The 11,617-nt window shown below is 68.8% G+C and carries 14 protein-coding genes and 6 tRNA genes; 8 read left to right on the plus strand and 12 right to left on the minus strand.

Annotation, left to right across the window (positions count from 1 at the left end; genetic code table 11):
* Positions 1-2: 2 nt before the first annotated feature.
* From OO70_RS41850 to OO70_RS41870, 5 genes are all read right to left on the minus strand, one after another.
* Complete coding sequence (locus OO70_RS41850; RefSeq protein WP_043684042.1) at positions 3-878, minus strand: carbohydrate ABC transporter permease; 876 nt, start codon at positions 876-878, stop codon at positions 3-5.
* The gene (locus OO70_RS41855; protein WP_199827508.1) at positions 875-1,843 is read right to left on the minus strand and encodes a carbohydrate ABC transporter permease; all 969 of its coding nucleotides are present in this window, start codon (positions 1,841-1,843) and stop codon (positions 875-877) included. The genes OO70_RS41850 and OO70_RS41855 overlap by 4 nt, the downstream gene beginning before the upstream one ends.
* Positions 1,843-3,129 carry an ABC transporter substrate-binding protein gene (locus tag OO70_RS41860; protein ID WP_043684044.1) on the minus strand — a complete coding sequence of 429 codons (1,287 nt, stop codon included), beginning with the start codon at positions 3,127-3,129 and terminating at the stop codon, positions 1,843-1,845. Before OO70_RS41860 ends, OO70_RS41855 begins: the two co-directional genes overlap by 1 nt.
* A 344-nt stretch (positions 3,130-3,473) precedes the next feature.
* Positions 3,474-3,545: transfer RNA gene (locus tag OO70_RS41865), tRNA-Val, on the minus strand.
* Between the two features lie 78 nt (positions 3,546-3,623).
* A complete protein-coding gene (locus OO70_RS41870; protein WP_043684046.1) occupies positions 3,624-4,100 on the minus strand; it encodes a TIGR02611 family protein in 477 nt (158 codons plus the stop codon).
* A 191-nt stretch (positions 4,101-4,291) separates the two neighbouring features.
* On the opposite strand from OO70_RS41870, the gene OO70_RS41875 reads away from it, so the two are divergent.
* A complete protein-coding gene (locus OO70_RS41875) occupies positions 4,292-4,705 on the plus strand; it encodes an SsgA family sporulation/cell division regulator (RefSeq protein WP_004002642.1) in 414 nt (137 codons plus the stop codon).
* 304 nt (positions 4,706-5,009) lie between these two features.
* Positions 5,010-5,570 (plus strand): CGNR zinc finger domain-containing protein, encoded by a 561-nt coding sequence (locus tag OO70_RS41880; protein WP_043684047.1) that lies wholly within the window; start codon positions 5,010-5,012, stop codon positions 5,568-5,570.
* 71 nt (positions 5,571-5,641) lie between these two features.
* Here the strand turns inward: OO70_RS41880 and OO70_RS55565 are convergent, their stop codons facing one another.
* Together OO70_RS55565 and OO70_RS41885 are read right to left on the minus strand one after the other, a co-directional pair.
* Complete coding sequence (locus OO70_RS55565; RefSeq protein WP_019059824.1) at positions 5,642-5,794, minus strand: hypothetical protein; 153 nt, start codon at positions 5,792-5,794, stop codon at positions 5,642-5,644.
* A 169-nt stretch (positions 5,795-5,963) separates the two neighbouring features.
* On the minus strand, positions 5,964-6,407 hold the full coding sequence (locus tag OO70_RS41885) for a hypothetical protein (RefSeq protein ID WP_043684049.1): 444 nt from the start codon (positions 6,405-6,407) through the stop codon (positions 5,964-5,966).
* Between the two features lie 305 nt (positions 6,408-6,712).
* Here OO70_RS41885 and OO70_RS41890 point away from each other — a divergent pair, with 305 nt between their 5' ends.
* Positions 6,713-7,228 (plus strand): DsbA family protein, encoded by a 516-nt coding sequence (locus tag OO70_RS41890; protein ID WP_043684051.1) that lies wholly within the window; start codon positions 6,713-6,715, stop codon positions 7,226-7,228.
* A 15-nt stretch (positions 7,229-7,243) separates the two neighbouring features.
* Here the strand turns inward: OO70_RS41890 and OO70_RS41895 are convergent, their stop codons facing one another.
* From OO70_RS41895 to OO70_RS41905, 3 genes are read right to left on the minus strand one after another with little or no spacing between them, the layout of a single operon-like run.
* Positions 7,244-8,068 (minus strand): GNAT family N-acetyltransferase, encoded by an 825-nt coding sequence (locus OO70_RS41895; RefSeq protein ID WP_043684053.1) that lies wholly within the window; start codon positions 8,066-8,068, stop codon positions 7,244-7,246.
* A gap of 53 nt (positions 8,069-8,121) precedes the next feature.
* Complete coding sequence (locus tag OO70_RS41900) at positions 8,122-8,943, minus strand: aminotransferase class IV (protein WP_043684055.1); 822 nt, start codon at positions 8,941-8,943, stop codon at positions 8,122-8,124.
* The gene (locus tag OO70_RS41905; RefSeq protein WP_043684058.1) at positions 8,940-9,983 is read right to left on the minus strand and encodes a chorismate-binding protein; all 1,044 of its coding nucleotides are present in this window, start codon (positions 9,981-9,983) and stop codon (positions 8,940-8,942) included. Before OO70_RS41905 ends, OO70_RS41900 begins: the two co-directional genes overlap by 4 nt.
* A gap of 179 nt (positions 9,984-10,162) precedes the next feature.
* On the opposite strand from OO70_RS41905, the gene OO70_RS41910 reads away from it, so the two are divergent.
* The 5 genes from OO70_RS41910 to OO70_RS41930 all read left to right on the plus strand — a co-directional run bounded on the left by OO70_RS41910 (position 10,163) and on the right by OO70_RS41930 (position 10,618).
* Positions 10,163-10,235, plus strand: a tRNA-Gly gene (locus OO70_RS41910).
* A 39-nt stretch (positions 10,236-10,274) separates the two neighbouring features.
* Positions 10,275-10,348: transfer RNA gene (locus OO70_RS41915), tRNA-Cys, on the plus strand.
* 1 nt (position 10,349) lies between these two features.
* A tRNA-Val gene (locus tag OO70_RS41920) sits at positions 10,350-10,421 on the plus strand.
* Positions 10,422-10,440: 19 nt separating this feature from the next.
* Positions 10,441-10,512 (plus strand) — tRNA-Val (locus tag OO70_RS41925).
* A 34-nt stretch (positions 10,513-10,546) separates the two neighbouring features.
* A tRNA-Val gene (locus OO70_RS41930) sits at positions 10,547-10,618 on the plus strand.
* 60 nt (positions 10,619-10,678) lie between these two features.
* Here OO70_RS41930 and OO70_RS41935 read toward each other — a convergent pair.
* Positions 10,679-10,978 carry a TFIIB-type zinc ribbon-containing protein gene (locus OO70_RS41935; protein WP_043684060.1) on the minus strand — a complete coding sequence of 100 codons (300 nt, stop codon included), beginning with the start codon at positions 10,976-10,978 and terminating at the stop codon, positions 10,679-10,681.
* An 80-nt stretch (positions 10,979-11,058) separates the two neighbouring features.
* A partial coding sequence (locus OO70_RS41940; RefSeq protein WP_043684074.1) for a phosphotransferase family protein occupies positions 11,059-11,617 on the minus strand: 559 nt, incomplete at its 5' end.

An 11,617-nucleotide genomic window follows, 5' to 3' on the forward strand; every position in this document is an offset into this window, starting at 1 on the left:
TCTCAGCCCTTCAGTCCGGAGGTCGCCATGCCGTCGATCAGGTACCGCTGGAATGCGAGGAAGAACAGCAGCACCGGCAGCAGCGCGACGAGTGACATCGCGATCATGCCGCCGTAGTTCGCGGCCACGCCGTCGGAGTCGCGGAACATCATCAGACCCAGTGAAACCGTGTATTTTCCGGGCTCGTTGAGGTAGATCAGCGGGCCCATGAAGTCGTTCCAGGCGTTGATGAAGGTGAAGATCGCGCTGGTGATGAGCGCGGGCCGGCACAGCGGCAGCACGATCGACCAGTAGATGCGCAGATGTCCGCAGCCGTCGAGCCGGGCGGCCTCGTCCAGTTCCTTCGGCAGGTTGCGCATGAACTGCACCATCAGGAAGACGAAGAAGGCCTCGGTCGCCAGGTACTTGCCGATCAGCAACGGGACGTAGGTGTTGACCAGTTGGAGCTTCTGGAACATCACGTACTGCGGGATCAGCAGCACGTGGTACGGCAGCAGGAGCGTGCCGATCATGAGGGAGAACAGCAGATTCCGCCCGGCGAACCGGATGCGGGCGAAGGCGTAGGCCGTCAGGGAGCAGGAGATGAGAATGCCGAGGACCGAACCGAGGGCGTAGAAAAGGGAGTTCTGGAAGAAGGTCCAGATCGAGATGTCGGCGATGCCCTTGGCCAGGCCCTTGAAGTTGGCGAGGATCGGGTGCCCGGGGAAGAGTTGCAGGCTGCCGATGACGTCCTTGCTCGGCTTGAACGAGGCGCCGATGACCCACAGGACCGGGTAGAGGACGACGGCGAGGACGGCCAGCGCCCCGAGGTGCCAGACGAGGGAGCCGGTGCGCTTGCGCCCCAGACCTGGGGACTTGGGGACAGTGGTGACGCTCATCGGACGTCCTCCTCGTAGTGCACCCACTTCTTCTGCGACCAGAAGAGGACGGCCGTCACGAGCGCCACGGCGAGCAGCAGCATCCAGGCCATCGCGGACGCGAAGCCCATCTGGGCGTTCTTGAAGCCCTGTTGGTAGAGGTAACAGGTGTAGACGAGCGTGGCGTCGGCCGGACCGCACTGGGAGTTCGAGACGACGTACGCCGAGCCGAAGATCTGGAAGGAGTGGACGGTCTCCAGCAGCACGTTGAAGAACAGCACCGGGGAGATCATCGGCAACGTGATGCTCCAGAAGCGGCGGAAGGGCCCGGCCCCGTCCATCTCGGCCGCCTCGTACAGCTCCCTCGGCACCTGCTTGAGTCCGGCGAGGAAGATGACCATCGGTGCGCCGAACTGCCACACGGTGAGCGCGACCAGCGAGTAGAGGATCCAGTCGGGGTCGCCGACCCAGCCGCCGACGTGCATGCCGAAGAGGGACTGCGTACGGTCCACGACGGCGCCGTCGGAGAACAGCGACCGCCAGACGAAGCCGACCGAGACGCTCGCGCCGATGAGCGAGGGGGCGTAGAAGGCGGCCCGGTACAGGGCCTGGCCGCGGCGGCTCTGGGCGAGCAGCATGGCGACGCCGAGGGCGAGGAGCAGCTTCAGCGGGGTGCCGATGACGACGTACTTCGCCGTCACCTCTACCGACTTCTGCCACCGGGGGTCGTCGAACATCCGGGTGAAGTTGTCGAAGCCGATCCACTTCGGGCTGTTGAAGAGGTTGTAGTCGGTGAACGCGAAGTAGAGGGAGGCGACCATGGGGCCCGCGGTCAGCAGCAGGAAGCCGGCGATCCACGGGGACATGAAGAGATAGCCGGCGAGGTTCTCGCGGCGCCCCCGCCGCTTCCGGTCGGCGGGGGCTGCGGAACGGGTCTTCCGGGCGGCGGGCGGAGCGTCCTTGACGAGCGTCACGGCGGTTCCCATCAGGCGGAGAAGGCGGCCTGCGCCTCGGAGAAGAACTGCTTCACCGCGTCGGCGACCTTGGTCTTGCCCAGCGCCATGTCCCCGCCGATCCGGAGGAAGGCGGACTCGGCGGTGTCGGCGCCGGACGGGTGCGGGGTGATCGTCCCGAGGACACCCGCCTTGGCGGTGTCCACCTCGTACTGGGCGATCTCCTTCTGGACCGTGTCGGTCGGCTTGAAGGCGTCGTACTGGTCGGTGGTCGCGAGGATGCCCCGGTCGTAGCCCATGATCTTGCCGACGGCGGGGTCGTGGACCATGAAGTTGATGAACTGGGCGACTTCCTTCGGGTGCTTGGTGCGCGCGGAGCCGCTCAGCATCAGGGAGGCGAGGTACTGGCCGGTGTCCTTGCCGTCGGTGGTGGGGATCGGGGCGAGGCCGTAGGTGCTGCTGCCCTCCGCCGTGTAGCGGACGGTGAAGTTGTCCCAGGTGAATTCCGAGGCGCCGTGTCCTGCCGAGAGCGAGGACTTGGGGGTGTCCTGGGCGACGACCTTCGGGGAGGTGACGATCCCGGCCTTCACCCGGCTGTACCCGTCCGTCCACCACTCCGTCAGATCCGACTCCTCGAAACCGAGGCCGTCCTTGGTGAAGAACGCCTTGCCGTTCTGCCGGAGGTAGAGGTCGTACAGGTACATGATGCTGAAGTAGCCCGTGTCCCCGGGGACTTCGGTCTTGTCGTAGATCGTCTTGAGTGCCTTGAAGTACTCGTCCCAGGTCCAGCCCGCCGTGGGGTCGACGCCCGCCTTCTCGTAGACCTTCTTGTCGATGACCAGCGCCATGGTGTTCGAACCGACCGGAATACCGAGTTGCTTGCCGTCGACCTGGCCCACCGAGGTGACGCCCGGGCGGAAGTGATCGAGGCTCAGATTTCCCGCGTCGATCTGCGTCTTGAGATCGAGAAGGATGCCTCTCTTGTCGTACTTCCGAAGAAATCCAACGGCGTTCTGGAATACGTCCGGTGGATTTCCGCCCGCGGCCTGCGTCTGGAACTTCTCCCAGAAAGAGGGATAGTCCTGAAAGTCCGTCTTCACCTTGATCTTCGGATACTTCTTCTCGAAGAGCGCGATGGACTGATTGATCTTTTTCGCCCGCTCCTCGGCACCCCACCACGAGTAACGGATCGTCACCGTCCCGTCCGCGGACGTCCCGTCACTCCCACCGCACCCCGTCGCGGTCAGCCCCAGCGTGACCGCCGAGACTCCGGCGACCTTCAGGACCGTACGCCTCTCCACATTCGTGCCGGTTCCCATGATGGGCCCTCCCCGTAGCGTCGTTGCCACCTGCATGAATCGTTTCAAGTAAGCGCTTGCTGGCACAAGTTACGGAGGCCCTCGGGGTGCGTCAATGATTCGGACAGGAATTTCTTGTGGACCGGCTGAGCGCTACGACGGCGACGACGGGCGCGTGGCACGGGCCGGGCGGCGGACACCGCAGGTGAGGCGGCCGCGATCGGTCGGCCGAACAGGATGCGGCCTGCCGCGCTCAACTGCCGACCGGCCGAAAAACGCCTGGGCGGTGCGGAGTTGAACCCACGCACCGGCGGTCGAACGACGACGGCCCGCCTGTGTGATCACAGGCGGGCCGTCGGTCCGGGTGGGCGATACTGGGTTCGAACCAGTGACCTCTTCGGTGTGAACGAAGCGCTCTCCCACTGAGCTAATCGCCCGGGCGCACGGAGAACATTACCCCATGTCAGCGGGTGCCTCCGACCAGCGCGGGGAGGCGTCCGGGCGCCGTCAGCGGGTCACTGGTCCTTGATCTTCCAGGGCATCACGACGCCGAACTTCCAGATGTAGACGCCGACAAGGGCGATCACGATCACCAGGCCGATCGAGGTCAGGACGATGTTGCGGCGGCGCACCTCGGGGTCGAGCGCGCGCTGTGCCGCCTCGGTGACCTTGCGTTTGGTCCAGCGCAGCACCAGCTGGGCCCAGACGAACTCGGTCGCCCAGATCGCCATGCCGCCGAAGATCACCACCCAGCCGGGTCCTGGCAGCGGCAGCATGATGATGCCGGCGACCACGACCGCGAGGCCGATGACGAAGACGCCGACCTGCCAGCTCAGATGCAGCGCACGGCGTGCCTTGATGAATTCCGGCGCCTTGGAACCGAGCCCTTGCCCGTCCTGCGCCCCGCCCTCTGTCGTCTCGTCCGGCGTCTCGTCGGCCGCCCCGTCCGGCGCCACGACAACCTCACCCGGCTCGTCACTCCCCGTATTCATACGGACAAACCCTACCCGAGGGAAACCAGTCACCGGAATGGCCGCACCGAGCGATCGAGCCCTCGGCCGGAAGAGTTACGTAAAGGCACGCAAAACACTCAGAGGGGTTTACAACGGCACCGTAGGTGGCATGTCGATTTCGCCGACGTGCGAATCCCCGAGCGCACACTGAGCGAAAGGCCCTGGCGCTTATGAACACCACGGTCAGCTGCGAGCTGCACCTGCGCCTCGTTGTGTCGAGCGAGTCATCCCTGCCTGTCCCCGCAGGCCTGAGGTACGACACGGCCGACCCCTACGCCGTGCACGCCACCTTCCACACCGGAGCCGAGGAGACCGTCGAGTGGGTGTTCGCCCGCGACCTCCTCGCCGAGGGCCTCCACCGGCCCACCGGTACCGGCGACGTCCGTGTCTGGCCATCCCGTAGTCACGGTCAGGGCGTCGTCTGCATCGCACTGAGCTCTCCCGAGGGCGAGGCCCTGCTGGAGGCTCCCGCGCGGGCCCTGGAGTCCTTCCTGAAGCGGACGGACGCCGCCGTGCCACCTGGCACGGAGCATCGGCACTTCGACCTGGATCAGGAGCTGTCGCACATCCTGGCGGAGAGCTAGAACGAGGGTCCCGACCAAGCCACCCGGCGCCGTCCGAACTCGGGGAGACGGCTCGGGCCTGGACAACCGCATAGGGCACACACCGGCGCCGTCGCCGCGATTCGTCGCGGGGGCGGCGCCGGTGCGTGCGGCCACCGGCCGAGCGACCCTCCGTGATCCCGGCCGAGAGCACTCCCTCGTCGGTCCGGGGAACCGCTAGGGGCGCGATGCCGTTCATAGATGCATGGGGCCGCCCTCCGGGAAGCCACTACCATCGGCCAGCATCGGCGGGCGCCCGCCCGACCCCCAGGCCAGGGAGCGAAACGTGCTGATCACCCACGACACCCGGTGCGCCCTCGACACCGTGGTCGATCTGGTGAACACCGCACCGGAGGACGCCACGGCGCCGGACGGACTGCAGGATGTCGCGCTGCTCGCGGATTTCGTACGAAACCACGAGATCAGCGATGTCGGGGTGCTGTCGGAGTTCGACCTCTCCGCCGTGCGCAAGATCCGCGGGCGGTTCACCGCGGTCTTCTCGACCCAGGACCCCCGGACCGCCGCCGGGCTGATCAACGACCTGGTCGCCGCCGCGGGCACCACACCCCGACTCACGGACCACGACGGCTACGACTGGCACGTGCACTATTTCGCGCCCGGTGCCTCGGTCGCCGACCATCTCGCCGCCGACTGCGGGATGGCGCTCGCGTACTTCGTGGTGGCCGGCGAGCAGGAGCGGCTGCGCCGCTGCGAGGCCCCCGACTGCCGACGTGCCTTCGTCGACCTCTCCCGGAACCGCTCGCGCAGGTACTGCGACAGCCGCACCTGCGGAAACAGGCTGCACGTGGCCGCGTACCGGGCGCGGCGCAAGGAGGCGGCGGGCTGACGACGCCCGGCGCGAAGGAAACGATGAGTTCGTGGCCCCCGGCGGGTGACGTCGGGGACCACGAGTACAGCTCACAGCATCAGCAGGTCGTGCAGCGAGGCCATGAGCAGCAGACACCCGATCACCGCAAGGAAGATCATCAGCGGTGGCTGGGAAAGGGCGAAAAGGCACCCGCGCGGCTCGTCCTTCGGCGGCGCGGCGTCGCTCTGTGTCGTGTCCAGCATCTCGCGGCGATGATGACGCAGCGGAGACCCTCGGCGCGATCAACACGCCCGATAAGAGAGGGAGTTCGCCGAATTCCGTGATGTCCGTTTCGGGTCGCGTCGAGTCCTGAACGCTTACCGGCGGACCCGGCTCACTCTGTGTCGTTTCAGTCGCAGTCCGGTTCGACCGTCATATGCCGTGCTTCTTGAGGATCGCCTCGATGTCGCTGAAGTCGTCACCGCTCTGGGCGCGGGGCGCTGCCGCCGGCCGGGTCGCAGGACGTTTCGCCGGACCCAGCGAGGGGGCCGAGGCTGCCGGAGCCACCGCGTCCGACTGACCGGAGCCACGGGCCGCCCGGCGCTCCGCACGGGTGCCACCGCGGCGGCGCTCCACCGCTCGGGTACCGGTGAACAGCAGCCAGGCGCCGCCCAGCACGACGAAGCCCGCCCAGGCCGTAGGGCTGAACGCGGTGTCGGCCGCCCAGCCGACGACCCCCGTCATCACCAGGCCGACCGGCACCAGCGAATAGGCGGCGATACGGGCTGCGGAGAGAAAACGCTTGCGGTACGCGGTGACCGCCGCGATGCCCAAGCCGGCCGCGGAGGCGGCGGAACAGACGGTCTCGGCAATCATCCGGTCCTCCAGGCAGGTCCGTCGGGCAGGTCTCGGTCAGGCGAGTTCGGTCGGCTCGGTCGCTCCGGCCGGACACGTGCGGTCGGGCGGGTCCGCGCTTCCGGTCCAGCAGGTCGCACGTCCAGTCCGGCAGGTCGTACTTCGTCCCTTCCATCCTGCACCGTCCGGTCCCCGGGATGCCATGCCCCGGTACGACATCAGGGACATCTCCGGGTCGCGTCCTCCCCAGGTGCCGGTCGGCGTCGTACGCCCGCAGTGGGTGATCCCGGTTGGGGCTGCGCAGCCGGGGCTGGGAGACTGGTCGCATGAGTGACCTCTCCTCCGTGCGCACCCCCGTCCTCGACGTCTGGTGCGAGCTGCAGTGCCCGGACTGCCGCACCGCCCTGGACGATGTGCGCGCCCTGCGGGCCCGCTACGGCGACCGGCTGGAGCCCCGGCTGCGGCATTTCCCGGTGGAGAAACACAAGCACGCCTTCGCCGCCGCGCAGGCCGCCGAGGAGGCCGTGGAAGAGGGGCGCGGCTGGGACTACGTCGAGGCCGTGCTCGGCCGGGTCGAGGAGCTGGACCGTAAGGGAGAACCCTTCCTGGTCCAGGTGGCCGGTGAACTCGGTCTGGACGCCGAGGAGTTCGACACCGCCCTGATCGACGGCCGGCACATCCTGATCGTCGACGCCGACCAGGCCGAGGGCAAGGCCATCGGCGTGACCGGCACCCCGACGTACGTCATCGGCGGCGAGCTGCTCGACGGCAGCAAGAGCCAGGAAGGGCTCCGCGCCCGGATCGAGGAGATCGCCGACCGGCTGCTCGCCGAGGGCGAGTGAGCCGCGAGGCACGTCTCAGAGCAGGCTCTTGTACAGGTGATAGGTGGCCGTCTCGTAGCCGAGTGACTCGTAGAGGCGCTCGGCGGGGGTGTTGCCCGCGAAGACGTTCAGCCTGATGGTCGACAGACCGGCCGCGATGCCCTGTGCCTCGGCCAGGAGCATCAGGGTGCGGCCGTGGCCCTTGCCCCGGTGGCGCGCGTCGGATTCGACGTCGTAGACGAAGGCCCTGCCGTCGCGTGGGCCCGCCCAGAGCGTGCCCACCTCGGTGCCCTCGTGCTCCAGGACGCTGAAGAGCATCCCCGCGGTGGCCATTCCGTCGGGCAGCAGGGTGGCGTTGCCCTCCAGCGCCCTGGTCCGGGCCTCGGCCTCGGGCACACCGCGCTCGGTCCAGCTCTGGATGAAGCCCTCCGTGCCGCGCTCGAGCCAGGGGTCGAGCTCCTCCCGCGTCATGGGCCTCCCCCGGCTCCCCGCGGGCAGTTCGGGCGCGGTGTCGCCGAGGGGCTTCTCCAGGTGGCGGTTGCGGACGACGTATCCGAGGGCGGTCACCACCTTGAGGGCCGCCTCCGCCGCCGCGGGCACGGATGCCTCGATCCGCTCGCAGCCCCAGCCGCGCACCACCTCCTCGGCGGCGAGCGCGGCCACTGTGCCACGGCCGCGCCGGCGGTCCTGCTCGTCGATGCGCAGGTCGAGGATCTGGGCCACCGAGTCGCCGAAGAGCGGACTCGTGCCGAGGTGTATCGCGCCGACGGGACGGCTGTTCACACACACCTGGTAACGGCGTGAACGCGTCCCGTCGGCTTCCTGCTGAAGCGGCTCGGTCGGCCGCAGGGTCGTGGTCATCACCTGTGTTCTACCCGACCTGGAGCCCCAGGTCAGCCTCTTAAATGAGGCTCTTACGGATCAAGGTCGTCGGCCGACCGCTCGTCGAACACACGCATGGCCTTGGCGGTCACCGGCCCGGCCACGCCCGGGAGTTGACGCTCGTCGACCAGGTGCACGGCCTGTACGTCCCGCAGGGACGACGTGAGGAACACCTCGTCTGCGCGCTCCAGGACGTCCAGCGGCAGGTCGGTCTCCTTGGCGCCGGTCCATTCGACGGTCAGGGCGCGGGTGATGCCGGCGAGACAGCCGGAGGTGATAGGCGGGGTGTGGATCTCGCCGTCCAGGACGACGAAGACATTCGACCCGGTGCCCTCGCAGAGTTGGCCGACCGTGTTGGCGAACAGGGCCTCGGAGGCGCCGTGTTGGTGGGCGCGGGCGAGGGCGACGACGTTCTCGGCGTAGGAAGTCGTCTTGAGGCCTGTGAGGGCGCCGCGTTCGTTGCGCGTCCAGGGGACCGTGACGGCGGCCGTGGAGTCGGGGCGGCGGTTCGACTCGCCGAGGGCGATCACGAGGGTGGGTCCGTGTTCGCCGCGGTCGGAGCCGAGAGGGCCGTGGCCGCCGGTGTACGTGATGCGCAGCCGGCCGAGCGGCATCGGGTTGGCGTCGAGGACGGCCGCGCAGCCGCGGCGGACCTCGTCCAGGTCGGGGTCGGGCAGCCCGAGGCCGCGCGCGGAGCGGGTCAGCCGGTCGAGATGGCGGGTCAGCGCGAACGTCTTCCCGTCCGTCGCCTTCACCGTCTCGAAAATGCCGTCGCCCACGGTCAGTCCGTGGTCGAAGACGGAGACACGGGCGGACTCGCTGTCCTGCAACCCGCCGTCGAGCCAGATCTTCATGAAAGAGCCCCTCCGCTCACCTCGTACGCGCCCGACGCTACCGCGAGCAGCCGTGACGCCTTCAGCTCGGTCTCCCGCCACTCCCCCTCGGGGTCCGAACCCCAGGTGATGCCCGCGCCGGTACCGAAGCGCAGCATGCCGTCCGCGCGGTCGATCCAGAAGCTACGGATGCCGACGGCCAGTTCGCCGGTTCCCCGGTCGGCGTCGACCCAGCCGATGCCCCCGCAGTAGGGGCCCCGGGGCGCGGTCTCCAGGGCGTCGATGATGCGCAGGGCACTGGACTTGGGGGCGCCGGTGACGCTCCCGGGCGGGAACGCGGCGGCCAGCAGCTCCGGCCAGCCTGCATCCGCCGGCAGCTCACCCCTGACGGTCGACACGAGGTGGACCAGCCCCGGATGCTTCTCCACGACGCACAGGTCCGGCACGGTCACGCTCCCCGTGGCACACACCCGGCCGAGGTCGTTGCGGACCAGGTCCACGATCATCACGTTCTCGGCGTAGTCCTTCTCCAGCAGGTCCGCCTCCGTCCGCCCGGTGCCCTTTATCGGGCCCGACTCGACGACCCGGCCGGTGCGGCGCAGGAAGAGTTCGGGTGATGCGGTGGCTATCTCCACACCGTGGCCGGGCAGCCGGATCGTTCCTGCGTACGGCGCCGGGTTGCCGCGCGCGAGCAGGGCGGTGAGGGCGTCCACGTCGGCGTCGGGGGCGACCGGGGCGGACAGGACGCGGCACAGGTTGGCCTGGTAGACCTCGCCGGCCGCGATGTGCTCCCGGATGCGGCGGACGCCGGCGGTGTAGGCGGCCCGGTCGAGGGAGGAGGTCCAGGCGTCGGTCGCGGGGCCGTGCCAGGCGCCGGGGACGGGTGCCGGGACCGGTTCGTGTCGTACGTCGCGGAAGCGCGCGCAGGTCAGACGGCCCTCGAAGTCGGCCGCGACCGCCCAGAAGCCGGTGGAGTCCAGGGCCGCGGGATCGCTGGTGACATCGAGGAGACCGGTGGCGAGACGGTCGCCGAAACGGGCGAGAGGGACGAGGCGGGACACGCCGTCGAGTCTATGGCGGGTGTCTCACAGGTTGCCCGGCCGTGTCCCCACGGCTGCCCTGACCATGTGTTCCCGTAGTCGCAGGCCAGCACGCTGCACAAACGCGTTTTTGTACTGGCCCCGGAATCCGCTAGAGTTCAACTCGTCGCCGCGACGCGCAAGCCGAGCGGAAACGACAAGCGGACGTAGCTCAGTTGGTAGAGCGCAACCTTGCCAAGGTTGAGGTCGCCAGTTCGAACCTGGTCGTCCGCTCGCAGGAAGTGGGGGATCTTCCCGAACCCCTACGCTCCTGGTGGAGTGGCCGAGAGGCGAGGCAACGGCCTGCAAAGCCGTCTACACGGGTTCAAATCCCGTCTCCACCTCCAAGGACGATTAGCTCAGCGGGAGAGCGCTTCCCTGACACGGAAGAGGTCACTGGTTCAATCCCAGTATCGTCCACTGGTCCGCAAGGATCCCCGCGCGATTAGCTCAGCGGGAGAGCGCTTCCCTGACACGGAAGAGGTCACTGGTTCAATCCCAGTATCGCGCACGCACCGCCCACGGTCTGCGGATCGTGGTCCCGAGGACGATTAGCTCAGCGGGAGAGCGCTTCCCTGACACGGAAGAGGTCACTGGTTCAATCCCAGTATCGTCCACACACCGAAGCCCCCGGCGCTCTCCGCGTCCGGGGGCTTCTTCGTGGTGCCGGGTGCCGGTCAGCTGGAGAACAGCATGTGACCGAAGCTCTTGTGGCGGTGGTGGGAGCCGTGGCCGCCGTAGTGGCCACCGCCGTGACCGCCGCCGTGCGGGGCGCCCCAGGCGGGCGCGGGCGGGGCGGGGTAGGCCTGCGGGCCCGGGGGCGGCGGGGCGGGCTGCTGCCACTGGGACTCCACGCGGGTCAGCGCCTCGAGCTCGCCGTAGTCGAGAAAGATCCCCCGGCAGTTGCTGCACTGCTCGATCTGGACACCGTTGCGGTTGTACGTGTGCATCGGCGCATGGCACTTCGGACACTGCATGCTCGGCTCAACTCCTCGCCCGTCGGTACATCTTGGTGTTTCCCCAGGACAGACTCCGTCCGACCCCGGTCGGTTGCAGCCTACTTCGCGAATCCGGGCGCCAACTCGGGCGGGACGGAACCCATTCGGGCACAGGCGTCCACGACCGCCCGCTCCACCTCGTCGAGCGGGCGGTCCGCCGTGACCGCCTTGACGATCGCGAGGGCCGCGGTCTGCACGGTGAGGGCGCGGGCCGGGACGTCCAGGGCGGGCCAGGGGTCGCCGTCCGCGGGAACGGCCGGGCCGCCCGCCGTGCGGTACGCGGCCAGGAAGCGGGTCCACTCGTCGGGCGGGAGCAGCCCGCAGGCATACCAGGCGGCGGGCCGGGCGAGGTCCCATCCGGGGGCTCCTACGCCGAGGTCGTCCACGTCGATCAGCAGCCAAGGGCCGTCGGGGGCCGGGTGGCGGACGAGTTGGCCGAGGTGCAGGTCGCCGTGGCAGAGGGTGGTGGTGTCGGGCTGGGGGGCCTCCGCGCGGGCCCAGGCGGGGAGCGATGTCCAGGCATTCAGGACCGGGGCGACTGCGGGGTGGCTGCCGCCGGCCTCGCGGAGCCGGGTGATCGCTCGGACTGCCTTGAGGGGGCCGCGCATGGGTGGGAGG

The sequence above is a fragment of the Streptomyces xylophagus genome (genome assembly GCF_000716435.1).
Lineage (GTDB): Bacteria > Actinomycetota > Actinomycetes > Streptomycetales > Streptomycetaceae > Streptomyces > Streptomyces xylophagus.

Excerpts from the sequence above, each read along its gene's own strand:
- OO70_RS41850 (WP_043684042.1), bottom strand. The coding sequence starts at position 878 with ATGAGCGTCACCACTGTCCCCAAGTCCCCAGGTCTGGGGCGCAAGCGC.
- OO70_RS41855 (WP_199827508.1), bottom strand. The coding sequence starts at position 1,843 with ATGGGAACCGCCGTGACGCTCGTCAAGGACGCTCCGCCCGCCGCCCGG.
- OO70_RS41860 (WP_043684044.1), bottom strand. The coding sequence starts at position 3,129 with ATGGGAACCGGCACGAATGTGGAGAGGCGTACGGTCCTGAAGGTCGCC.
- OO70_RS41870 (WP_043684046.1), bottom strand. The coding sequence starts at position 4,100 with ATGAATACGGGGAGTGACGAGCCGGGTGAGGTTGTCGTGGCGCCGGAC.
- OO70_RS41875 (WP_004002642.1), top strand. The coding sequence starts at position 4,292 with ATGAACACCACGGTCAGCTGCGAGCTGCACCTGCGCCTCGTTGTGTCG.
- OO70_RS55565 (WP_019059824.1), bottom strand. The coding sequence starts at position 5,794 with ATGCTGGACACGACACAGAGCGACGCCGCGCCGCCGAAGGACGAGCCG.
- OO70_RS41885 (WP_043684049.1), bottom strand. The coding sequence starts at position 6,407 with ATGATTGCCGAGACCGTCTGTTCCGCCGCCTCCGCGGCCGGCTTGGGC.
- OO70_RS41890 (WP_043684051.1), top strand. The coding sequence starts at position 6,713 with ATGAGTGACCTCTCCTCCGTGCGCACCCCCGTCCTCGACGTCTGGTGC.
- OO70_RS41895 (WP_043684053.1), bottom strand. The coding sequence starts at position 8,068 with ATGACCACGACCCTGCGGCCGACCGAGCCGCTTCAGCAGGAAGCCGAC.
- OO70_RS41900 (WP_043684055.1), bottom strand. The coding sequence starts at position 8,943 with ATGAAGATCTGGCTCGACGGCGGGTTGCAGGACAGCGAGTCCGCCCGT.
- OO70_RS41935 (WP_043684060.1), bottom strand. The coding sequence starts at position 10,978 with ATGCAGTGTCCGAAGTGCCATGCGCCGATGCACACGTACAACCGCAAC.